This is a genomic window from Flavobacterium cyclinae, from assembly GCF_021172145.1.
GTDB lineage: Bacteria > Bacteroidota > Bacteroidia > Flavobacteriales > Flavobacteriaceae > Flavobacterium > Flavobacterium cyclinae.
Window position 1 is genome coordinate 1,333,157 of the sequence record NZ_CP089095.1, and the last position, 23,456, is coordinate 1,356,612.

The following is a 23,456-nucleotide window of genomic DNA, read 5'->3' on the forward strand; positions in this document are numbered from 1 at the left end:
ACTAAATAAAAAAAACCAAGCTTATGAGCTTGGTTCTTCTAATTTTTTGATTTCAATTTTAAGTTCTTGTGAGCTTTCATCTAAATCCATATAAATTTGGTCGCCCTCATGAATTTTGTGTGTGATGATTTCCTCAGCAAGAGCGTCTTCCACATATTTTTGTATCGCTCTTTTTAAAGGACGTGCTCCAAATTGTTTGTCAAAACCTTTATCAGCTATAAAATCTTTTGCTTTTTCAGAAAGAATAAGAGTGTAGCCTAAGTCTTTCACTCGAGCATACAATTTATCCATTTCGATATCAATGATTTTATCGATATCGTGTTTTTCTAATGCATTGAATACAATAACATCATCAATACGATTTAAGAATTCTGGAGCAAACGCTTTTTTCAATGCATTTTCAATGATTCCTTTAGAATGTTCTTCGGTTTGTGCTTGTTTAGCTGCGGTTCCGAATCCAACTCCTGTACCAAAATCTTTCAATTGACGTGCGCCAACGTTTGAAGTCATGATAATAATCGTATTTCTAAAATCGATTTTACGACCTAAACTATCTGTTAAATGTCCGTCATCTAAAACTTGAAGCATCATGTTGAAAACGTCTGGATGCGCTTTTTCGATTTCGTCTAAAAGCACTACACAATATGGTTTTCTTCTTACTTTTTCAGTTAATTGACCACCTTCTTCGTATCCAACGTATCCTGGAGGGGCACCAACTAATCTTGAAATCGCAAATTTTTCCATGTATTCACTCATATCGATACGGACTAATGCGTCTTCAGAATCGAATAATTCTTTTGCGATAACCTTTGCCAATTGCGTTTTTCCAACACCGGTTTGACCTAAGAAAATAAACGAACCAATTGGTTTGTTTGGATCTTTTAAACCAGCACGATTTCTTTGAATAGATTTTGCAATTTTTTGAACTGCTTCATCTTGTCCAATTACCTTACCTTTAATTAATTCAGGCAAGTGAGCTAATTTATTACTTTCAGTTTGGGCAATACGATTTACAGGAATTCCTGTCATCATAGAAACTACATCAGCTACATTGTCTTCTGTAACGGTTACTTTATTGTTTTTAGAATCTTCTTCCCACTGTTCTTGAGCTATTGCTAAATCTTTTTCAATGCGTTTTTCATCATCGCGTAGTTTTGCAGCTTCTTCGTATTTCTGTTTTTTAACAACGGTATTTTTAAGCTCGCGAACTTCTTCTAATTTCTTTTCTAATTCCAAAATTTGCTTTGGAACATCAATGTTTATAATATGAACACGTGAACCAGCTTCGTCTAAAGCATCAATTGCTTTGTCTGGAAGAAAACGGTCAGTCATGTATCTATTTGTTAATTTAACACAAGCTTCAATAGCTTCTGGAGTGTAAATTACATTATGATGGTCTTCGTATTTCGGCTTGATGTTGTTCAAAATCATAATCGTTTCTTCAACCGATGTTGGCTCTACAATTACCTTTTGAAAACGTCTTTCTAATGCACCATCTTTTTCGATATATTGGCGGTATTCATCTAAAGTTGTTGCTCCAACACATTGAATTTCGCCTCTTGCTAAAGCAGGTTTAAACATATTAGAAGCATCCAAGGAACCGGTTGCTCCTCCCGCACCAACAATAGTGTGAATTTCGTCAATGAATAAGATGATATCATCATTTTTCTCTAATTCATTCATTACCGCTTTCATTCGTTCTTCGAATTGTCCGCGGTATTTTGTTCCGGCAACTAAACTTGCTAAATCAAGTGTAACAACACGTTTATTGAATAAATTACGAGATACTTTTTTCTTGATAATTCGTAATGCTAAACCTTCAGCAATTGCTGATTTTCCAACTCCAGGCTCTCCAATTAAAAGAGGGTTGTTTTTCTTTCTACGACTTAAGATTTGAGAAACACGCTCAATTTCTTTTTCGCGTCCTACAACAGGGTCTAGTTTTCCTTCTTCAGCCATTTCAGTTAAATCGCGCCCAAAGTTATCCAAAACAGGTGTTTTAGATTTTTTATTGGTTTTGTTACCAGAAGGTGGCGTATTGCTAAATCCGCTATCTTTTAGACTGTCATCTTGTCCTGAATCGTCATTAAACGACTCTGCTTTAGGTAAGTTTTCTAAGTAATCGTCTTCGTTTGTCATCATGGCTGTATATTGTTCTTTAACGGATTCATAATCAATTTTAATTTTATTTAATAATTTAGTGGTAGGGTCGTTCTCATTTCTTAAAATACAAAGTAGGAGATGAGCTGTACTTATTTCTGAATTATTAAAAAGTTTTGCTTCTAAAAAAGTTGTTTTTAAAGCTCTTTCGGCTTGTCTTGTAAGGTGTAGGTTTTGTTTCTCTAGATTTACAATTCCATTAGGATTGGCTGGGCTAAGAATTTCAACTTTTTTTCTTAAATGCGATAAATCTACTCCTAAATTATTTAAAATATTTATAGCTTTTCCATTGCCATCTCTTAAAATTCCAAGCATTAAATGTTCTGTTCCAATAAAGTCGTGTCCTAATCTTAGGGCTTCTTCTTTACTGAAAGTAATTACATCTCTAACTCTTGGTGAAAAATTATCGTCCATAATATTTATTACAAGTAAAAGTACAAATTATATAACATTTTTCAAAAATCATGCCTCAACAAAGTACTGTTGCGCTAAATGACAAAAAAAAATCTAAAAATGAAAGAAAATGTCTTTTAAATTATAACCAATTTGTAAACAAAATTGTTAATAAATAGTGTAAATAAGTATGTTTAAATTTGTGCTAAAATTTCAAAAATCCGTATATTGGCACGTTTTAGTACTAATATATAATTTTAATATAAATACTTATGTCAGAAGGAGAAAAGTTAATTCCTATTAACATTGAGGATGAAATGAAATCAGCTTACATCGATTATTCGATGTCAGTTATTGTGTCAAGAGCACTTCCTGATGTTAGAGATGGTTTAAAGCCTGTACACCGTAGAGTTTTATACGGAATGTATGAATTAGGAGTTCTTTCGAACAGAGCCCACAAAAAGTCGGCAAGAATTGTTGGAGAAGTTTTAGGTAAATATCACCCTCACGGAGATAGTTCAGTATACGATGCAATGGTACGTATGGCTCAAGAATGGAGTTTACGTTACTTAATGGTTGATGGTCAAGGTAACTTTGGTTCTGTAGATGGCGATAGTCCGGCGGCTATGCGTTATACAGAAGCAAGAATGAAGAAAATATCGGAAGATATGTTGGCTGATATCGAAAAAGAAACAGTTGATTTTCAATTGAACTTTGACGATACGTTACAAGAACCAACAGTAATGCCGACCCGTATTCCTAATTTATTAATTAACGGAGCTTCTGGTATTGCAGTAGGTATGGCTACCAATATGGCGCCTCATAACTTAACAGAAGTTATTGATGGAACCTTAGCTTACATTGATAATAATGATATCGAAATTGATGAATTAATTACGCATGTAAAAGCTCCAGATTTCCCAACAGGTGGTATTATTTATGGTTATGAAGGAGTAAGAGAGGCTTTTAAAACCGGTAGAGGTCGAATTGTAATTCGTGCTAAAGTAGGTTTTGAAGAAGTAAATGGTAGAGAAGCTATCATTGTTACTGAAATCCCTTACCAAGTAAATAAAGCCGAAATGATCAAAAAAACGGCTGATTTAGTAAACGAGAAGAAAATTGAAGGTATTTCTAACATTCGTGACGAATCGGATAGAAATGGTATGCGTATTGTTTATGAATTAAAACGTGATGCTGTTCCTAACGTAGTTTTAAATACACTTTATAAGTATACACAATTGCAATCTTCTTTTAGTGTAAATAATATTGCATTAGTAAAAGGTCGTCCACAAATGTTGAATTTAAAAGACTTAATTCATTATTTTGTTGAACACCGTCACGATGTAGTCGTAAGAAGAGCGCAATTTGATTTAAGAAAAGCAGAAGAAAGAGCGCATATTTTAGAAGGTTTAATTATTGCTTCTGATAATATTGATGAAGTAATTGCATTAATCCGTTCATCTAAAGATGGCGATGAAGCGAGAGCTAAATTAATCGAAAGGTTTAATTTGTCTGAAATTCAAGCTCGTGCTATTGTAGAAATGCGATTGAGACAATTAACAGGTCTTGAACAAGATAAATTACGTGCAGAATACGAAGAAATCATGAAATTGATTGCTTATTTGAAAGAATTATTAGCAAGCAAAGAAATGAGAATGCAAGTAATTAAAGATGAATTAAACGAAGTTAAAGATAAATACGGAGACGAACGTCGTTCTCAGATTGAATATGCTGGAGGAGATGTAAGTATTGAGGATTTAATTGCAGATGAAAGTGTAGTGGTTACTATTTCTCATGCGGGATATATCAAACGTACTTCTTTATCAGAATACAAAACTCAAAATAGAGGAGGAGTTGGACAAAAAGGTTCGGCTACTAGAGATCAAGATTTCCTAGAGCATTTATTTGTCGCAACGAATCATCAATATTTAATGTTCTTTACACAAAAAGGAAAATGTTTCTGGATGCGTGTATACGAAATTCCAGAAGGAACAAAAGCAAGTAAAGGACGTGCTATTCAAAATTTAATCAATATTGAACAAGACGATAAAGTAAAAGCGTTTATTTGTACTCAAGACTTAAAAGACCAAGATTACATTAATAGTCATTTTGTAATTATGGCTACAAAACAAGGTCAAGTTAAGAAAACGCCGCTTGAGCAATATTCTCGTCCGCGTCAAAACGGAATTAATGCCATCACAATTAAAGAAGATGATGAATTAATCGGTGCAAAATTAACCACTGGAAACAGTCAGGTTTTACTTGCTGTGAAATCGGGTAAATTGGTTCGTTTTGAAGAAGAGAAAACACGTCCAATGGGAAGAACAGCATCTGGAGTTAGAGGGATTACTTTAGCCGATGATAAAGATGAAGTTATTGGATTGGTTTCTATCGATAAAGATCATGTAAACGATTCTCAAATCCTTGTTGTTACAGAAAACGGTTACGGAAAACGTACCAAATTAGTTGACGAAGATGGAGAAGATGTGTACCGAATCACAAATCGTGGTGGAAAAGGAGTTAAAACCCTTAACATTACAGATAAAACAGGTCAGTTGATTTCAATTAATGATGTTACCGATGAAGATGATTTAATGATCATCAATAAATCAGGATTGACCATTAGAATGAAGATTTCTGATTTACGTGTGATGGGTAGAGCTACTCAAGGTGTACGATTGATTAACATTAAAGGAAGTGATTCAATTGCTGCTGTTACTAAAGTATTACGTGAAGACGAGTCTGAAAATGAAGAGTTTGAAGGTGATGTTGAAAATGGCACAGATATTGAAACTGAAAATAACGATTCTCAAGAATAAATTATAAGGCCCAAATATTTTTTGGGCTTTTATGTAACCTATATTATTGAACAATGAAAAAATTAATTTTAAGCGCAACTCTATTGTTATCGGTTGCTGCATTTGCTCAAAAAGATGAGCTTAAAACATTAAAGAAAATTTACAGTAAAAGTACCATTTCTGAAAAAGATTTACAGGAATACAAATCAGCTAGTGATGCCTTAGAAACTTTAGCAGTTGAAGAATCTGATAAAGTATATGCTAAGTTTTACAAAGTAATGTATCCTACAGTGGTTTTAGCATCTAAAGGTTCAAAAGCGACAATGCAAGATCAAATGAGTTTGTATAAACCCGATTTTATTAAATCGTATGGTGAAGTTATTAATGAAACTATCGAATTTGAAAAAAAATCAGGTAAAAAAATCTATACTGACGAGTTAATTGAAGAAAAAGCTGAATTTAAAAAAGGAATTTCAGCTTTGGCAATGAATTTGAATAGTACTTCAAAATTTAAAGAAGCTTCGGTATTATTTTATTCGTTATATACTTTTGATCCAAAGCAAGAAGGTAAAGCATTAAAAAATGCTTGTATTTTATCAATTCAAGCAGAAGATTTTGTTTTAGCACAAAAATTATATGAAGAATATACAACAAGTGACTATTTGAATAATGGAGTTACTTATTATGCTGTAAATAAAGCAAGTGGAAGCGAAGAAGAGTTTGATTCTAAAGAACATAGATCACAATATATTTCACTAGGTTCTCATGAAAAACCAAAAGATGTAAAAAATGTAACTCTTAAGGTAGCTGCTTTAAAATTGTTAGCATTGTTGTATGTTAATAATTTAGAAACTGAAAAAGCAAAAATTACTTATGCGGAAGCAAGAAAATTAGCTCCAAATGATGAAGAAGTAAAAAAAGATGAGTTTCAATTATATTATAATTTAGGGCTTAGTTTAATAGCTGATGAAGGAAAACTTATAGAAGAAATAAATAATTCTAGAAATAATGTTAATAAATTTAATGAGTTAATGCAAAAAAGAAAAGAAATGTTTTTAAAAGCTATTCCTGAATTTGAGAAAGCTTATTCAATTAACCCATTAGATGTTAATACAAAAAATATTTTAAAATCTGCTTATGAGATAAATGGTCTAGCTGAAAAAGCAAAAACTATTAACTAAATAAAGAGTCCCAATTTAATTTAGACTTTTTTAGAGAACAACTCAAATATATTATTGAATAATGAAAAAATAAATTTTAAGCGCAACTCTATCGTTAACTTTTAGCATCCTTCTCGTCATAAAATAATTAATAGATAATACAATCACCTTTTAGATTAAAAAAATGTGCCATTATAATACTGAAATAATTGCAAGTTTAATAAATGCAGGAGCTACTTTGTTAATAGGTCTTGTTGTTGCTCAGATTTCTCAAAGTTATAACAAAAATTCCTCGAGAATGGAACATGATAGATTATCAAAAGAACTTTTCAAGGAATTCAATGAAAGGTATGATAAAATCAATCATAGTTTAAATAAAATTTCAAAAGAATGTAAAAATCTTAAAGATTTAGAAAAAAATCCAAAACTTGAAAGCAAATTAAATGACTTCTTTAATCTTTGTGCTGAAGAATATTATTGGTATAAGAAGGGGAGAATAGATAAAGATATATGGTCTGCTTGGGAAGATGGAATGAATGATTGGTATAATAATGTTGATGTAATAAGGGAAGCTTGGGAGGCGGAAATTAAAAAAAGAGGCTGTAAATCATACTATATTAACAACAAAAATGATTTTTTCAAAAAGTCTTAAAACTGTATAATAAACTAAAAAATAATAATTAAATTTTTATTATGAATTCTACAAAATTAAAACTAATCATTCTCATTTTTCTTATTAGCTTAAAGTTTTATTCACAAGGAACAGCCTTTGATATTGGATTTAGAAAAGGTTTTAAAGAAACTTGTTACAGTCAAGGCTTTGGTGAATATGAAAATTATGGCGACCCAAAAAAATGCAATAGAGCAATTTCAAATGGTGTTTATGATATTGATTATAGAGAAGGTTATAGATGCGGAACTTTACAGGCTACAGAGTTTATTGAAAAATTAAAAAAAAACAATGAAAATTTAAAAAAAATTAAAGTTTCTGAAAGAGAATCTGTTAATCAAAATACAATTGGTGCCCCAGACCATCTAAATGTAGATATTTATAAGGATGTACAAAATAATGATTATGAATTTAAAAAACCAATTGATTATGGACACCCTGTTTCGTTAGATATATTTAATAACGATATTATAGTACCTCAGAATTATTATAATAAATCAAATAGTGAATTAATTAATGAAACCATTGAAATTAAAAAAAAATCAGAAAAAAATATCTATACAGATGAGTTAATTGACGAAAAAGCTGAATTAAAAAATAGAATTTCAGCTATGGCAATGAATTTAAATAGTACTTCAAAATTTAAAGAAGCTTCGGCATTATTTTATTCTTTATATACTTTAGATCCAAAGCAAGAAGGTAAGGCATTAAAAAATGCTTGTATTTTATCAATTCAAGCAGAAGATTACGTTTTGGCACAAAAATTATTTGAAGAATATACAACAAGTGATTATTTGAATAATGGGGTTACTTATTATGCTGTAAATAAAGCAAGTGGAAGTGAAGAAGAGTTTGATTCTAAAGAACATAGATCACAATATATTTCACTTGGCTCTCATGAAAAACCTAGAGATGTAAAAAATGCTACAAAAAAAGCAGATGCTATAAAAATGTTAGCAATGTTATATGCTCAAAATAAAGATGTAGAAAAAGCAAAAGTTACATATGCAGAAGCTAGAAAATTAGCTCCAAATGATCCAGAATTAAAAACAGGAGAATTTCAATTATATTATAACTCAGGATATGCTTTGTTAGCTGATGAAGAAAAAATTGTAAATGAAATTAATGGTTCTAGAGATAATCCAAAAAAATATGATGAACTTGTAGCAAAAAGAAAAGATATGTTTGCTAAAGCTATTCCTGATTTTGAAAAGGCATATTCATTAGATTCAAGTAATGAAAGTTTGAAAACCATATTAAAAATGGCATACGAGATAACTGGTCAAGCTGAAAAAGCAAAAACCATTAACTAAAAAAGAGTCCCGATTTAATCGGGACTTTTTTTATATGATTTTTTTGATAACTCTTAACTTGTGAGTGTGTCTATTTGTTTCGGCATTATAAATCCCTAAATGATCTAAACGGTCTATTCGTACTTTTCCAGATGCATGAATGATGTAATTGTTTTCCATCATAATTCCAACATGAATAATATTACCTTCTTCATTATCAAAAAAAGCCAAATCTCCAGGTTCACTTTCTTCAATAAAACTGAGTGCTTCACCTTGAGTAGCTTGTTCAGAAGCATCTCTCAAAAGTAGATATCCGTTTAATTTATAAACCATTTGGGTAAAACCAGAACAATCAATACCAAAAGGTGTTTTTCCTCCCCATAAATAGGGAGCATTCAAATACATAAAGGCAGTCTTAATCAATTCTGATTTTGCTTTTTGACCACAAACTTTAATTCCTTCAAAACTATATTTATTGGTGTTTATTTCTTCAATATCTAAAAAGGATAAAGATGCACCCAAAGTAATTGAAGTTAATTGATTGTTTGGAGATGTAATATATTCAACTAAATCTGCATTTAATACAACAGGAGTTGCGTTTAAAATTGAATATTGCTCTTCTGTTATAGGTTGATATTGTTTAGTGTCAATCCATCCTGTATAATTATCATAAGCAATTTCCACTTGAATCCATTTAGCGGTTATTTCAATAATTTTAAAATGTTCACCAAAAAGTAATTGCGTCACTTGTTCGCTTTTATCACTGGCTTCTGCTCGTACGGGTATAATGGCTAAATTACAAATTCCAAACATAGAGTTGGTTCAAATAAAAAATGATGAATTAAGAATTCAATTACAAATGTAATTAAAATTCAAAATTCATCATTAATAAAAGTTATAAATTATGCTCTTTCAATCACAATTGCTGAAGCACCTCCACCACCATTACAAATAGCAGCTGCACCAATTTTAGCATTGTTTTGATTTAAAACATTGATTAAAGTAACAATAATTCTTGCTCCAGAACATCCAAGTGGATGACCTAAAGAAACTGCACCACCGTTAACATTTACTTTATTATTATCTAATCCTAAGATTTTTGCGTTAGCTAAACCAACTACAGAGAAAGCTTCGTTAAATTCAAAGAAATCAACATCAGAAATTGAAATTCCAGCTTTGTCTAATGCTTTCGGTAATGCTTTTGCAGGTGCAGTTGTAAACCATTTAGGTTCTTGTGCTGCATCAGCGTATGATTTTATGTAAGCTAAAGGTTTTAATCCTAAAGATTGTGCTTTTTCTTCGCTCATTAATACTAAAGCCGCGGCACCGTCATTAATAGTTGAAGCATTTGCAGCTGTAACCGTTCCTTCTTTTGTGAAAACAGGAGCTAATGATGGAATTTTATCTAATTTTACATTCGTGAATTCTTCGTCTTTAGAAACTACGATAGCATCACCTCTTCTTTGAGGAACTTCAACTGGAACAATTTCTGCATCGAATTTCCCAGCTTCCCAAGCAGCAGCAGAACGCTCATATGATTGAATAGCGAAGTTATCTTGATCTTCTCTTGTAATATTATATTCAGATGCACATAAATCGGCACAAACACCCATTGCATTATTGTCGTAAGCATCTGTTAAACCATCTTTTTGCATACCATCAACTAAAGATGTTGGTCCGAATTTAACACCATTTCTTAAGTGAACGTAATGAGGAATCAAACTCATGTTTTCCATACCTCCAGCAACTACAATTTCAACATCACCAGCCATGATAGCTTGAGCACCTTGCATAACAGCTTTCATACCACTAGCACAAACTTTATTAATAGTGGTACAAGGAACACTGTCTGATAAGCCTGCAAATAAAGCGGCTTGACGAGCAGGAGCTTGTCCGTTTCCAGCTTGCACTACATTCCCCATTAATACTTCGTCAACTAATTTAGGGTCTAAATTGATTTTATTTAAAGCGCCTTTGATGGCAGCAGCACCTAACTTAGTAGCAGGTACACTAGATAAAGCTCCCATGAAACTTCCAATTGGAGTTCTTACGGCAGAAACGATAACTACTTTTTTGTTCATGATAGATAAGGTTATTTATTTGAATTGCGAATTTACTATTTTTATTCGAATTTTGGTAATATTATAATGGTTATTCTTATTAGAAATCCAATTTTATTTTGATTTCAATAATTTGATTGTGTATATATTAAAATCCTATAGTGTTGATTGTAAGTGTTTTTTGAAAAAAGCTAAAAATATATTTAAAAAAAACTCTAGAAATTGTTGTATAATTAAGAATGAAAGTATACATTTGCAACCGCAAAAAAGATAAGTTCTTATACAATAATAGGAGAGGTGCCGGAGTGGTAACGGAGCAGATTGCTAATCTGTCGACGGGTAACCGTCGCCAGGGTTCGAGTCCCTGTCTCTCCGCTTTTTTGTTTTCGGGGTGTAGCGTAGCCCGGTTATCGCGCCTGCTTTGGGAGCAGGAGGTCGCAGGTTCGAATCCTGCCACCCCGACCATAAGATTTCAGGTCTCGTAGCTCAGCTGGATAGAGCAACTGCCTTCTAAGCAGTAGGTCTCAGGTTCGAATCCTGACGAGATCACAAAAAGCCTTGCACTTGCAAGGCTTTTTTGTTTTTACTACTTTTCTAAGTTTTTTGTTATTAATAAAATAAATATATTTAAAAATGAATATAACTATATATTTATTATGAAAAGAATACTTCTAATCTTACTATTTTTTCCATTTTTATCTTTTTCACAAGTAAAAGTCTTAAGTGATATTGATTTTTTAAAAAATGAATATAAACTAGTCTTTACTCATGAAAGAGCTTACGATACAATTAATCAAATTTCTCATACATTTAAAGATTTTGTGATTTCAGATAAAAAAGAATTAATTGAATTACAGAATAACTGGATTGTAACTGAAGAAACAGATGAATTAATGGAGTGTGGTTATGACTATAGTATTTATTTAATTGATAAAGATTCTATAATAGGAACGATGTATATTAATATTAGTTGTGGATTTGTATTTGCAAATGGTATAGGCAAAACTTGTATTTTTGAAGGAAATCCTTTCAAAAATTTACATGTTGAAAAACCTATTTTTAAAAAGTGTTTTTCAACAAATTCTATAGAAGAGGCAAGAAAAATGGATAATAAAATAAACTCAACTAAGGGAGTTTATTATCCTCTAAAGAAATTAAATAATTGGATACATTTTGAAGGAAAGGCTTACATTGATATTAAAACAAAAAATGATTCTTTAAAAAGTTGTCAAAAAATAACAAATGATTTTGACAAAAAATATGGAAAAATAAATCAGTATATCGACTTTAGCGGATTTAGTAAGGAAAATTATAGTGGTTGGATATACTGTAATAAAACTATTTTTGATGAATTAATTTCAAGTAAATCAAAATGGGCTGATTTCGAAGTTAAAATTGAAGATGATTCATGGGTATCATTTACAAATGAAAAAATAGATTTTATAGTTTGTTTATTTTCTGAAAGTAAAAAGAAACTTGATAGATTAATAAAAAAGTAAATCTAAATAGCTATAAACCTTCATACTTTCCCTCTTTATCAACAAGAAATACTTCCTCTAAAAACCAATTGTTTTCGATTTTTACAAAGTGATATTCATAATTTGCATTTCGAAAACTGTTACTTGGGTCAACAAATTTTGTTTTAATAATTGCGCTATTTTTTTTAATGTGCACTTTGCTAATAGATTCTTTTTCAGGACAATGGTTGGAATGGCTTCCATAAGAAATTCCTTGATAGATTTTATTTGCTTGACAGTATTTTGTAATTATTTTTTTATATTCTAACTCAATTATTTCATCACTATTTTTATCATTGTTGCTTAAATTATAAGCAAAATCATTCCATTTTTTATAATCTTTAATGAACTCTAAAGTTATTTCGGCAGGTGTTTTTAAACTGCTTTCTTGCGATACTAGTAAGTTTGAAGTACAACTTAAGATAAATAAGACAATAATTTTCATGACATTATATAAAAAATTACTCTACACATTTTAAATAATCTATGAAATAACTATCAGGTTTAGAAGTTGTTTTTAAAGTTTCGGAAGTTAATTCGCTTTTTAATACGTAATCTTTGGTTTCACTCGCAAATTGAACTCGCATTAGCATTGTGGGACTGTTTTTTAGTTCATCATAATTGGTTTTGGTAAAATAAAAATAACCCGTTAGAATTCGAATGTTATTTTGCTCCGCAGAATCGTACATTAATTCACTACACGTTTCATCATTAGCGCTAATTAGAGATAAAATTTTGCCATTTGCCAATTGTAAAATAATTTTAGAATTTTTAGCAATACAACTGGTTTTTATAAAATCTTTACTTTTTTGCAATTGTTGAATGCTCAACATTGGTACACCATTATTGTTTAGTAATCCAAAGAATAAATACTCATTTGTGTTTCCAAATATTTTTTCATGAATAAGTACATTAGGTAAAACTCGTAATGAAGTAGTATCTGTTTTTTCTTCAACATCATAGATACAATCTTTCTTTTGTGCATTGATTGTTAATGTAAATAATAAGAATAGCGTTAAAAGATGTTTCATTTGGTTTATATTTTGGTGCAAAGTACTACTATTTTTTCATTTTTTAAATTCGTAGTGAAAAACGCAAAAATGGTTCCACCGTCTAAAATTTTATATTTTTTCTTTAAGTCTTCTGGTTTTATAGGGAAATTTCGTGTAGAAACATTCATTTTTTTTCCTTGAAGATGTTGCGTTATTTCTTTTTTTTGAAACGGAACAATCAAATCAATTTGAAATTTTCTTCCAGGAAAATCAATAAGTTCATCTGAAGTATATAAATGCGAATGTTGGTGTAATTTCCCAATAGCAAATAATTCGGAAACTGCTTCAAATCCACCCGATTTCATTAGAGAAGCATTGGGCTCGTATAAATATTTTTTGGGTAAACTATAAGAAACAAAATAGGATTTTGTACTTTCAATTTTCGTAATCGTTTGCTTTTCTTTTTCAAGATTAATCGCAAAAATTTCGGGCGACTCATTGAAATTTTTAACAATTTTCCAAAGCAACTCTTTCACTTCGTTTTCAACTGCTACAATGTGAATTTCGGAAACGTTTTTAAGTTCTAATAATCCAGCATGAAGGTCTAATATGGGAGCTGTTTTAATTAAAATTATATCTGTAAATTGAAAATAGAAATCTTGTAAAGCAACAACATTGGGCAAACAATCGGCTAACATGAAGACTTTGCCTTTAGCATCATTTCTTCTGGAAGGGTCGATGTAAATGCAATCAAATTTTTGATTCAATTGATTTAAAATTTCGGTACTATCTCCTTGATAACATTCTATGTTTGTTGCTTTTAAATTTTTAAAATTATGGTTAACGATTTGAGATAAATCAGGATTTAATTCACAATGAATAACCGATTTAAAATGTTTCGAAAAATAGTAATCGTCAATCCCAAATCCGCCAGTACAATCTATTAATTTTTCACCCGAAACCAATGAGGCTTTATAGTTAGCTGTAATTTCTGAAGACGTTTGTTCGATTGATATTTTTTCAGGATAAATAATATTTTCTGATAAAAACCAAGTAGGAAGTTTATCTTTTGCTTTCTTTTTAGCTATAATTTGATTGATTAGAACTGAATAATTTACTTCGGGAAATGGATTTTTCTTTAAAGCTAATTTTGTGCTATCTTCATTCAGATTTTTATTGATAAAATCTTGTATTTCAGGTTGTAAAAGCGATTCTAAATTCAAAACTATAAGTTTTTGGTAAGGGCTTTAATGATTCGATTATCGGGTAAAAATTCTTTTCCAATTACTTTCAAAGAGGTATAAAATGGAACAGCGATAATCATTCCTGTAATCCCAAATAAAATCCCTGCAATTAGTATCACTAAAAAGATTTCTAAAGGATGGGAATTAGTACTTTTTGAAAAAATCATTGGCGAACTAATATTGTTGTCAATCAATTGCACTACAAACATCCCTATTAAAACATAAAGGGTAGTGGGTAAAGTTTCAGATGCAAAATCGGCTCCAGTGCCAATGCTACTAATCATTATTAAGACGCTAGCAACAATAGTAGCAATAATTGGCCCCACATAAGGAACAATATTGAAAACGGCACATAATAGGGCAATAATCAAAGCGTTTTCAACTCCAAAAATAAGAAAAACAATAAAGTATAAAATCAATATAATAAATAATTGAAGTAGCAATCCTAAGAAATATTTGGAAAGCATTTCGTTAATTTTTTTAATCGAATTAATGGCTTTATCTTTTTGATTTTCAGGTATTATATTTTTAAATATTGTTACAAATGAAGTTCTTTCTTTGAGAAGAAAAAAAGAAATAAATAATACTGAAGCCAATCCCATTCCAATATTTCCAATTGTACTTACCATATTATTTAAAAAATTAGGAATAAATTCAAAATTTGAAAAGGAAGTAAGATTCGAACTTTTAGCAATTTGTTGTAAATCAATATTATGTGAGTTCAGATATAAGCTAATATCATTCAATAATTGATTGTAATTATTTTCAAGTGAATTAATATCTAAAAGCGATAAATTTTCGCCTTGAGCCAAAATTAAAGGAATGAAAAGTAAAATGATTCCAGAAATGAAAAGTATGACTAAAAACAGTGTTGTAATAACGGCTAGTGTATTTCTAAACTTTAATTTTCTCCTTAAAAATAAGACAAAAGGATACAACAAAAGGGTTACCACAATCGAAACAACGCCATAAACAATTACGGTTGAAATTTTATATAAGAAGAAGAGCAACAATAGAATGGCAGCTATAATCCCAACAGCCCTAACGATTCCGTATGAAAGTTCTTTTGAAGTCATTTTTAATTTTTAAAAGCGTAATTTACAATATTAGCTCCCATTCTCAAAGCTTTTTCTCTAACACTTTGTGGATTATTGTGTACTTCTGTGTCTTCCCAACCATCTCCTAAGTCGGTTTCATACGTGTATAAAAGCACAATTCTACCTTCAATAAAAATTCCAAAAGCTTGTGGTTTTTGATTATCATGCTCGTGAATCTTTGGTAAACCACCAGGAAAATTAAAAGGTTCTTTGAATAATATGTGATTTGATGGAATTTCTATTAACGGATTGTCAGGAAATATTTTCTTGATTTCTTTTCGAATGTATTCATTCATCCCATAATTATCATCAATATGTAAAAAACCGCCCGACATAAGATAATTACGAAGATTAATCACATCATTTGGGCTAAAAACAACATTTCCGTGTCCGGTCATATGAATGTAGGGATAGGAGAAAATTTCAGTACTCCCAACATCAACCGTTGCAATTTTAGTATTGATTTTAGTATTGATGTTTTGATTGCAAAATTTAGCCAAATTGGGTAGAGAAGTAGGATTGGCATACCAATCGCCACCACCAGAATATTTAGCGACTGCAATTTCTTGGGTAAAACCCAAATTCCAAATAAATGCTATGAGGATTAAAAATCTATTCATTTATCAAAGCAATTGTATGACAAGCAACTAAAGCAGCGGTTTCGGTTCGCAATCTTGTATTTCCCAAAGTTACAGGAATAAAATGATTTTCTGTAGCCAAATTGATTTCTTTTGTAGAAAAATCGCCTTCTGGACCAATTAGAATGGTGATTTTTTCGTCTTTTTTGGCTTCCATTTTGAATGATTTTTTATCCGTTTCTTCGCAATGTGCGATGAATTTTTGTCCCTCAAAATTCGATTTTACGAATTGGGAGAACGAAATCGGTTCATTGATTTTTGGAATATAATAATGAAGCGATTGTTTCATGGCAGCTTGAATAATCTTCTCTGCTCGATCAATTTTATAAACTTTTCTTTCTGAATGATCACAAATGATTGGCGTGATTTCGTGGATACCAATTTCAGTTGCTTTTTCTAAAAACCATTCCAAACGATCATTCATTTTAGTAGGAGCAACTGCTATATGTGTATAAAACTTATCCGATTCCTGAAAGGTTTCCTTTATGATTTTTACTTCGCATTTTTTCTCTGAAGCTAATACAATTTCAGATTCAAATAGATAGCCTAATCCATTAGTAATGAAAATTTTATCGCTTTCTTTTTTACGTAAAACTTTTACAATGTGTTTGCTTTCGTCTTTATCAAAAAAGAAAGAAGTATCACCTTGTTTTATATTTGAGTTATAGAATAGTTGCATAAGATTAAAATTCAATTCGTGCTTTTGAAGTTACTTCTGCGTTGCAGAAATTTTCTTCTAAATAATTATAATATCCCACAATTCCAATCATAGCAGCATTATCAGTAGTGTATTCAAATTTAGGAATATACGATTTCCATCCGTATTTTTTTTCGGCTTCTTTTAATGTGGTTCTAATTCCTGAATTTGCCGAAACACCACCACCAATAGCAATCTGATTAATACCTGTTTCTGCAACCGCTAATTTTAATTTATCCATTAAAATATTGATAATGGTATATTGAATAGAAGCACAGATATCGGCTTTGTTTTCTTCAATGAAATTCGGATTTAGCGCTACATTTTTTTGAATAAAATATAAAATTTGGGTTTTCAAACCACTAAAGCTAAAATTTAGTCCATCTACTTTTGGTTTGGTAAACGGAAACGCTTTCGGATTACCTTCTTGAGCAAATTTATCAATTAAAGGGCCACCAGGATAAGGAAGTCCTAATATCTTGGCTGATTTATCAAATGCTTCGCCTACAGCATCATCTGTTGTTTCTCCAATAATTTCCAAATCAAAAAAGCTATTCACTTTCACAATTTGAGTATGACCACCTGATATTGTCAATGCTAAAAAAGGAAACGTTGGTTTATCAAATCCTTCTTCATCAATAAAATGAGCCAAAATATGAGCTTTCATATGGTTTACTGCAATTAACGGAATATGTAAAGCCATACTCATAGATTTTGCAAACGAACCTCCCACTAAAAGCGAACCCATTAATCCAGGTCCTTGTGTGAAAGCGATACAATTTAAGTCGTTTTTAGTTATTCCAGCCTTTTTAATAGCAACATCTACTACTGGAACAATGTTCTGTTGGTGCGCTCTCGAAGCCAATTCAGGAACCACACCACCATATTCTTCATGAATCGCTTGTCGCGCTACAATATTGGATAAAACAACATCGTTACAAAGCACGGCTGCGGAAGTATCATCACAGGAACTTTCGATAGCAAGCGTATATATTTTTCTTTCTGACATTTTAGGCACGAAATTTGGAATAAGTATATTGTAATTATCTTACAAATTTCCTTATTTTTGTTGTATTGTACAGCAATCATTAATATTAAGTAGCAAATTTAAAACAAAAGAACGTATCAAAAAATTTAAAAAAATACTATTTCGTTCCTTATTAGCAATTTTATTGCTGTTATTGTTATTGGGAATTCTTTTGTCTATACCTTGTGTTCAAACTTCATTAGGAAAATATGCAACTAATAGTATTAATAAATCTTACGGAACTAATATTACAATAGGTAAAGTTGCGATTACCCCATTTGGAAGCGTAAAATTAGGAGATGTTTTAGTCTTGGATCATCATCAAGATACGTTGTTTTATATCAAAAAACTAAATACTTCAATTTTAAGTTTCAAGAAAATTTACGATCCGGGTCATCCCTATTTAAAAGATGTGGTGTTACATGGTTTGGATGTTAGAATCGTTAATTATAAAAATGAAGACTACACCAATTTAGATAAATTCATTGATGCTTTTGATGACGGAACCCCTTCGTCAGGAAAGTTTAGAATGAAAGCCAATAAAATGACTGTTTTTAATAGTCGCTTTCAGTACATAGATTACAATCTTCAAACGCCAAAAATGCTCGATTTTACCCAACTGAATGGTAAAATTGAAGATTTTTTTATCAAAGGAGCTAACGTAACTACTTTTATTGACAAGTTATCCTTCAAAGATCACAGAGGTTTGTTTGTAGAGAACATCACTGCTGATTTTTTGTATACAAAGAAAAATATTCTGCTAGAGCAATTGGAAATGAAAACTCCTTTATCTGAAATGAAAGGTAGAGTAGAGTTGAAGTACAACAGAAAAGATTTTTCAGATTTTAATAACAAAGTTATTTTTGATGTTCAGTTTGATAAAGCTTCTATTGCGTCTAATGATTTGAATTATTTTTATAATGAGTTCGGAAAGAATAATGTTTTCTATGTAGATACGCATTTGATAGGTACTTTAAATAATTTTACAACTTATAATTTAAAGCTAGTAGATAAAAATCAGTCGGAAATTATTGGAACAGCCAATTTTAAAAATCTTTTTGGTAAAGGAAATCAAGAGTTTTATATGAATGGAAACTTTGATCGAATTACATCCAATTACGAAGATTTAAAATCTATTTTACCTCGAATTTTAGGGAATAATTTACCGTCAGTTTTAGCAAAATTAGGGAATGTAAATATTGCAGGTGCTATTGAGTTAACTCAAAAATTCATCAATACCGATGTGTCAATGTTATCTCAATTAGGATATTTAGAAGGGAATTTAGCCATGCAAAACATCAATAACATCGATAATGCTTCCTATCAAGGTAATATTAAGTTAGATGCTTTTGATTTGGGTGCTCTTTTAAGTAAGAATGATATTGGAAAAGCTACATTAGATTTAGACGTAGATGGAAAAGGATTTACTCAAAAATTATTGAATACGGCTATCAAAGGAAAAATTGATGCGTTTTATTATAATGGTTATAATTACCAAAATATTACAGTTGATGGTAGTATGAAAATGCCTTACTATAAAGGGTATTTTAACAGTAATGATCCTAATTTAAAAATGGATTTTGATGGTACAATTGACTTAAGTTTGAAAGCTAAAAAATATGATTTTAAAGCCCAAATTGATTATGCTGATTTACATATTTTAAATTTCTACAAATCGGATTCGATTTCAATTCTTAAAGGAACCATTGACTTTAAAGCGGATGGAAATTCAATTGATGATTTAGCCGGAATTTTAAAAATTAATAATGTTTCTTATCAAAATAGTAAAGATTCCTACTTCTTTGAGGATTTTCAAATAACGTCTTCATTTGATGAAGAACAAATTAGAACAATTGAGATTAATTCGCCCGATATTATTACAGGTGAAATCGTTGGGAAGTACAAAGTAAATCAAGTGCAAAAAATGGTAGAAAATGCCTTGGGAAGTTTGTATGCTAATTATTCTCCAAATCAATTAGAAAAAGGCCAGTTTATTAATTTCGATTTATCAATTTATGATAAAATAGTAGAAGTATTTATTCCTGATGTTAAAATTTCTGAAAATACTAAAGCAAAAGGGAGAATTAATGGAGATGAGGGGAAATTTATTTTTGATTTTACATCGCCTAACATTATTGTTTATAACAATACAATTGAAAATGTAAGCATCGATATTGATAATAAAAATCCGTTATATAATGCTTATATTACAGTGGATTCTATTAAAAATAGCACATATAAAATTGCCGATTTTAATTTAATTAATCTTACATTAAATGATACTTTATATGTACGCTCAGAATTTAAAGGAGGTCCTAAGAGTCAAGATACCTATGATTTAAACTTGTATCATACGATTGATGAAAATAAGCAATCTGTTGTTGGTTTTAAAAAATCAGAAATTAAATTTAAAGATTATTTGTGGTTCATTAATGAGTTAGAAACAGAAGATAACAAAATTGTTTTTGATAAAAAGTTTAAAGATTTTGATTTCCAAAAATTAACCTTATCACATAACGACCAAAAGATTGATTTCTATGGTACTTTTCGCGATTCCACTTACAAAGACTTAAACCTGTCTTTTAATGATGTTGATTTGAATAAGGTGACACCTACATTAGATAGTTTGACTTTTGGTGGTAAAATAAATGGAAAAATTAGCTATAAGCAAGAAGATAATAAATACGATCCTATTTCTCATTTGACAATTGATAGTTTAAAAATCAATCAGTTTTTACTAGGTGATTTAGAATTTGATATTGAAGGAAATGAAAATTTTAATCAATTTAAAGTCAATTCCAGTTTAAAACAAGATGGAAAAGAACATTTTTTTGTTGATGGTAATGTAAATTTTGTTGGAGATCAATCTAAATTAGATTTAGAAGCAGGTTTTGACAAGTTTAATTTAGCACCATTTGGTTCGTTATTAGGATCAGTTCTGTCTGATGTAAGAGGGAATGCAACGGGTAGAACTACTATAGGAGGTTCATTTACCTCACCTGAGATTGATGGTCGTTTATATTTAAACGATGCAGGAATGCGAGTTCCATATCTAAATGTAGATTATGCTTTTGAAAAAAATGCAATAGTAGATTTGACGGAGCATCAATTTAGTTTGCGAAAAATTGAAGTAACTGATACTAAATTCAATACTAAAGGGGTTATTGACGGAACAATTAAACATAAAAATCTAGGCGATTGGGACTTAGATTTACATTTAATATCAGATAATATTCTAGCATTAGATACAAAAGATTCAGATGATACTTATTATTACGGAACTGCCTTTATGAAAGGTAAAGCGAGTATTACGGGTGAAATCAATGCTTTAGTTATCAAAGTAGCTGGAGAATCTGAAAAAGGAACTTCAATTAAAATTCCGGTTAATGATGATGAAGAAATTGGAGATAATACATTTATCAATTTTATGACAACAGAGGAATATCAAAAATCCTTAATTGAAAATATTGCCAAAGAAAGTAGATACGAAGGTATAGAACTCGATTTTAATTTTGATATTGATACCGATGCAGATATCGAAATTATTTTGAATAGAGAAACGGGTCATGCTATGAAAGGTAAAGGTGTAGGATCTATGCAGATGAACATAAATACTCTCGGTAAATTTGAAATGTTTGGTGATTTTATTGTTCAAGAAGGACAATACAATTTTAAATATGGTGGAATTATCGATAAGAAATTTGATGTTGAAAAAGGAGGAACTATTCGTTGGGATGGTGAACCTATGGATGCTGTTCTTGATTTAAAAGCCACTTATAAAACTTTTGCAAACCCTGCTGTTTTAGTAGAAAGTGCTTCTTTTAATAGAAAAGTAGATACTAATGTTTCCATATTATTAAATGGTAATTTAAGCAATCCTCAGCCTGACTTTAATATTGATTTTCCAACTGTAAGTTCTGTTTTACGAAGTGAATTAGATTATAAACTTCAAGATAAAGATTCACGTCAAACGCAAGCTTTTGCATTACTAGCAACGGGTTCATTTGTTACTGCAGAATCTACAGGAAATGCTGCTTATGGTTCTTTAATTGAAGGGGCAAGTTCAATTATAAATGGTTTATTCACTGATGCGGATAGTAATTTGCAATTTCAATTAGATTATTCTCAAGGAAATAGATTAACTGAAATCTCAGATAGAGTAGGAGTTACACTAAGTACAAGAGTAAACGATAGAATTACAATTAATGGTAAAGCTAATGTACCAGTTGGTGGGGTTACTGAAACTGTAATTGTTGGAAATTTAGAAGTATTGATTCAGATAAATGAGGATGGAACACTAAACGCTCACGTATTTAATAGAGAAAATGATATTAATTATGTAGGAGAAGGTATTGGATATACACAAGGTTTAGGAATTACCTATAACGTAGAATTCAATACATTTAAAGAAATGTTGCAGAAAATATTCAGTAAAAATAAAAAGCAAAAAGGAACATCAAAATCACAAGATGAACTTCCTGATTCTGAATTCCCACCTGAGTTTATAGATTTCATAAACCAACGTAAATCTAAAACACAAGAAACTCCAAAAGAGGAACCATTAAAAGTTCCTGAAATCGATTAATTCTTAAATTTTTTTTATAAAAATCAAAAAGTTATTAACGAAAACGTTTGAATTTGCAGCTATTGTTAAATAGTTCGCAAAAAAGCTTACTTTTTATTATTTCGTTTTATAACTTTACATAAACAAACCATAATTATGACTAATAAAATTAAAAAAGTTGGTGTTTTAACATCAGGAGGAGACGCTCCTGGAATGAATGCTGCTATTAGAGCTGTAGTTAGAGCTTGTGCTTATTATAATGTTGAATGTGTTGGTATTTACAGAGGGTACCAAGGAATGATTGAAGGCGACTTCAAAGAAATGGGACCACGCGATGTAAAAAATATCATCAATAAAGGAGGAACTATATTAAAATCGGCTCGTTCTGCTGAATTTAGAACAAAAGAAGGTCGAAAAAAAGCTTATGATAATTTGGTTGCTGCCGGAATAGATTCTTTTGTGGTTATTGGAGGTGATGGTAGTTTTACGGGTGCCGAAATCTTTAATGAAGAATTTGGTTTTTCAGTAATAGGAATCCCAGGAACTATTGATAATGATATCTATGGTACAAGCCATACATTAGGTTACGACACCGCATTAAACACTGTAATTGATGCTATAGATAAAATTAGAGATACTGCAAATTCGCACAATCGTTTATTCTTTGTTGAAGTTATGGGGCGTGATGCCGGACACATTGCTTTAAATGCTGGAATTGGTGCTGGTGCTGAGGAAATATTAATTCCAGAAGAAGATTTTGGATTAGATCGCCTTTTAGAATCTTTAAAAAGAAGTAAAGGTTCTGGTAAAACATCAAGTATTGTAGTAGTATCTGAAGGTGATAAAATTGGTAAAAATGTATTCGAATTAAAAGATTTTATCGAAGAAAATATGCCTGAATACGATGTGCGTGTTTCTGTTTTAGGTCATATGCAACGTGGTGGTTCTCCTTCATGTTTTGATAGAGTGTTAGCTTCTCGTTTAGGAGTTAAAGCTGTTGAAAGTCTTTTAGAAGGAAAATCAAATTATATGGTAGGGCTTAATCAAGATAAAATTACCTTAACACCATTGGAACAAGCCATAAAAGGTCAAAGTGAAATTGATATGGAACTTGTTAAAGTATCAGATATTGTATCGTCATAATAGT

At 30.6% G+C, this 23,456-nt stretch carries 17 protein-coding genes and 3 tRNA genes; 10 read left to right on the top strand and 10 right to left on the bottom strand.

Annotated elements, in window-relative coordinates:
* Positions 1 to 21: 21 nt before the first annotated feature.
* Positions 22 to 2,574: an ATP-dependent Clp protease ATP-binding subunit gene (locus LOS86_RS06315; protein WP_231843772.1), complete on the bottom strand. Its 2,553-nt coding sequence runs from the start codon at positions 2,572 to 2,574 to the stop codon at positions 22 to 24.
* Positions 2,575 to 2,825: 251 nt separating this feature from the next.
* On the opposite strand from LOS86_RS06315, the gene gyrA reads away from it, so the two are divergent.
* From gyrA to LOS86_RS06335, 4 genes are all read left to right on the top strand, one after another.
* The gene (gene gyrA, locus LOS86_RS06320) at positions 2,826 to 5,372 is read left to right on the top strand and encodes a DNA gyrase subunit A (protein WP_231843773.1); all 2,547 of its coding nucleotides are present in this window, start codon (positions 2,826 to 2,828) and stop codon (positions 5,370 to 5,372) included.
* Positions 5,373 to 5,425: 53 nt separating this feature from the next.
* Positions 5,426 to 6,532 (top strand): hypothetical protein, encoded by a 1,107-nt coding sequence (locus LOS86_RS06325; protein WP_231843774.1) that lies wholly within the window; start codon positions 5,426 to 5,428, stop codon positions 6,530 to 6,532.
* Positions 6,533 to 6,695: 163 nt separating this feature from the next.
* Positions 6,696 to 7,163 (top strand): hypothetical protein, encoded by a 468-nt coding sequence (locus LOS86_RS06330; RefSeq protein WP_231843775.1) that lies wholly within the window; start codon positions 6,696 to 6,698, stop codon positions 7,161 to 7,163.
* A 41-nt stretch (positions 7,164 to 7,204) separates the two neighbouring features.
* Positions 7,205 to 8,494, top strand: coding sequence for a tetratricopeptide repeat protein (locus LOS86_RS06335; RefSeq protein WP_231843776.1), 1,290 nt, complete (start codon positions 7,205 to 7,207; stop codon positions 8,492 to 8,494).
* A gap of 30 nt (positions 8,495 to 8,524) precedes the next feature.
* Here LOS86_RS06335 and LOS86_RS06340 read toward each other — a convergent pair whose 3' ends face one another.
* A complete protein-coding gene (locus LOS86_RS06340; protein WP_231843777.1) occupies positions 8,525 to 9,286 on the bottom strand; it encodes a C40 family peptidase in 762 nt (253 codons plus the stop codon).
* A gap of 89 nt (positions 9,287 to 9,375) precedes the next feature.
* The gene (locus tag LOS86_RS06345) at positions 9,376 to 10,554 is read right to left on the bottom strand and encodes an acetyl-CoA C-acyltransferase (RefSeq protein WP_231843778.1); all 1,179 of its coding nucleotides are present in this window, start codon (positions 10,552 to 10,554) and stop codon (positions 9,376 to 9,378) included.
* Between the two features lie 270 nt (positions 10,555 to 10,824).
* Between LOS86_RS06345 and LOS86_RS06350 the strand changes: the two genes are divergently transcribed.
* From LOS86_RS06350 to LOS86_RS06365, 4 genes are all read left to right on the top strand, one after another.
* Positions 10,825 to 10,908: transfer RNA gene (locus LOS86_RS06350), tRNA-Ser, on the top strand.
* Positions 10,909 to 10,920: 12 nt separating this feature from the next.
* Positions 10,921 to 10,998, top strand: a tRNA-Pro gene (locus tag LOS86_RS06355).
* A 10-nt stretch (positions 10,999 to 11,008) separates the two neighbouring features.
* Positions 11,009 to 11,082, top strand: a tRNA-Arg gene (locus LOS86_RS06360).
* Between the two features lie 107 nt (positions 11,083 to 11,189).
* Complete coding sequence (locus LOS86_RS06365) at positions 11,190 to 12,032, top strand: hypothetical protein (RefSeq protein WP_231843779.1); 843 nt, start codon at positions 11,190 to 11,192, stop codon at positions 12,030 to 12,032.
* A 10-nt stretch (positions 12,033 to 12,042) separates the two neighbouring features.
* Here the strand turns inward: LOS86_RS06365 and LOS86_RS06370 are convergent, their stop codons facing one another.
* Genes LOS86_RS06370 through tsaD form a run of 7 tightly spaced genes read right to left on the bottom strand, consistent with a single transcriptional unit; the run spans position 12,043 to position 17,727 of the window.
* Positions 12,043 to 12,495 (bottom strand): NTF2 fold immunity protein, encoded by a 453-nt coding sequence (locus LOS86_RS06370; RefSeq protein ID WP_231843780.1) that lies wholly within the window; start codon positions 12,493 to 12,495, stop codon positions 12,043 to 12,045.
* Between the two features lie 16 nt (positions 12,496 to 12,511).
* Positions 12,512 to 13,081 carry a hypothetical protein gene (locus LOS86_RS06375; protein WP_231843781.1) on the bottom strand — a complete coding sequence of 190 codons (570 nt, stop codon included), beginning with the start codon at positions 13,079 to 13,081 and terminating at the stop codon, positions 12,512 to 12,514.
* Positions 13,082 to 13,086: 5 nt separating this feature from the next.
* Positions 13,087 to 14,265: a THUMP-like domain-containing protein gene (locus tag LOS86_RS06380; RefSeq protein WP_231843782.1), complete on the bottom strand. Its 1,179-nt coding sequence runs from the start codon at positions 14,263 to 14,265 to the stop codon at positions 13,087 to 13,089.
* 2 nt (positions 14,266 to 14,267) lie between these two features.
* Positions 14,268 to 15,362, bottom strand: coding sequence for an AI-2E family transporter (locus tag LOS86_RS06385; RefSeq protein WP_231843783.1), 1,095 nt, complete (start codon positions 15,360 to 15,362; stop codon positions 14,268 to 14,270).
* Positions 15,363 to 15,364: 2 nt separating this feature from the next.
* Positions 15,365 to 16,003, bottom strand: a complete 639-nt coding sequence (locus tag LOS86_RS06390) for a DUF4159 domain-containing protein (RefSeq protein ID WP_231843784.1) — start codon at positions 16,001 to 16,003, stop codon at positions 15,365 to 15,367.
* A complete protein-coding gene (locus tag LOS86_RS06395) occupies positions 15,996 to 16,700 on the bottom strand; it encodes a 16S rRNA (uracil(1498)-N(3))-methyltransferase (protein WP_231843785.1) in 705 nt (234 codons plus the stop codon). Before LOS86_RS06395 ends, LOS86_RS06390 begins: the two co-directional genes overlap by 8 nt.
* Positions 16,701 to 16,704: 4 nt before the next feature.
* On the bottom strand, positions 16,705 to 17,727 hold the full coding sequence (gene tsaD / locus LOS86_RS06400; protein WP_231843786.1) for a tRNA (adenosine(37)-N6)-threonylcarbamoyltransferase complex transferase subunit TsaD: 1,023 nt from the start codon (positions 17,725 to 17,727) through the stop codon (positions 16,705 to 16,707).
* Between the two features lie 163 nt (positions 17,728 to 17,890).
* Between tsaD and LOS86_RS06405 the strand changes: the two genes are divergently transcribed.
* Both LOS86_RS06405 and pfkA read left to right on the top strand, forming a co-directional pair.
* The gene (locus LOS86_RS06405; RefSeq protein WP_231843787.1) at positions 17,891 to 22,330 is read left to right on the top strand and encodes a translocation/assembly module TamB domain-containing protein; all 4,440 of its coding nucleotides are present in this window, start codon (positions 17,891 to 17,893) and stop codon (positions 22,328 to 22,330) included.
* 135 nt (positions 22,331 to 22,465) lie between these two features.
* Positions 22,466 to 23,452 carry a 6-phosphofructokinase gene (gene pfkA, locus LOS86_RS06410; RefSeq protein ID WP_231843788.1) on the top strand — a complete coding sequence of 329 codons (987 nt, stop codon included), beginning with the start codon at positions 22,466 to 22,468 and terminating at the stop codon, positions 23,450 to 23,452.
* Positions 23,453 to 23,456: the final 4 nt, after the last annotated feature.

Excerpts from the sequence above, each read along its gene's own strand:
- tsaD (WP_231843786.1), bottom strand. The coding sequence starts at position 17,727 with ATGTCAGAAAGAAAAATATATACGCTTGCTATCGAAAGTTCCTGTGAT.
- LOS86_RS06345 (WP_231843778.1), bottom strand. The coding sequence starts at position 10,554 with ATGAACAAAAAAGTAGTTATCGTTTCTGCCGTAAGAACTCCAATTGGA.
- pfkA (WP_231843788.1), top strand. The coding sequence starts at position 22,466 with ATGACTAATAAAATTAAAAAAGTTGGTGTTTTAACATCAGGAGGAGAC.
- LOS86_RS06315 (WP_231843772.1), bottom strand. The coding sequence starts at position 2,574 with ATGGACGATAATTTTTCACCAAGAGTTAGAGATGTAATTACTTTCAGT.
- LOS86_RS06385 (WP_231843783.1), bottom strand. The coding sequence starts at position 15,362 with ATGACTTCAAAAGAACTTTCATACGGAATCGTTAGGGCTGTTGGGATT.
- LOS86_RS06365 (WP_231843779.1), top strand. The coding sequence starts at position 11,190 with ATGAAAAGAATACTTCTAATCTTACTATTTTTTCCATTTTTATCTTTT.
- LOS86_RS06390 (WP_231843784.1), bottom strand. The coding sequence starts at position 16,003 with ATGAATAGATTTTTAATCCTCATAGCATTTATTTGGAATTTGGGTTTT.
- LOS86_RS06340 (WP_231843777.1), bottom strand. The coding sequence starts at position 9,286 with ATGTTTGGAATTTGTAATTTAGCCATTATACCCGTACGAGCAGAAGCC.
- LOS86_RS06335 (WP_231843776.1), top strand. The coding sequence starts at position 7,205 with ATGAATTCTACAAAATTAAAACTAATCATTCTCATTTTTCTTATTAGC.
- LOS86_RS06325 (WP_231843774.1), top strand. The coding sequence starts at position 5,426 with ATGAAAAAATTAATTTTAAGCGCAACTCTATTGTTATCGGTTGCTGCA.
- LOS86_RS06395 (WP_231843785.1), bottom strand. The coding sequence starts at position 16,700 with ATGCAACTATTCTATAACTCAAATATAAAACAAGGTGATACTTCTTTC.
- LOS86_RS06375 (WP_231843781.1), bottom strand. The coding sequence starts at position 13,081 with ATGAAACATCTTTTAACGCTATTCTTATTATTTACATTAACAATCAAT.
- gyrA (WP_231843773.1), top strand. The coding sequence starts at position 2,826 with ATGTCAGAAGGAGAAAAGTTAATTCCTATTAACATTGAGGATGAAATG.
- LOS86_RS06330 (WP_231843775.1), top strand. The coding sequence starts at position 6,696 with ATGTGCCATTATAATACTGAAATAATTGCAAGTTTAATAAATGCAGGA.
- LOS86_RS06370 (WP_231843780.1), bottom strand. The coding sequence starts at position 12,495 with ATGAAAATTATTGTCTTATTTATCTTAAGTTGTACTTCAAACTTACTA.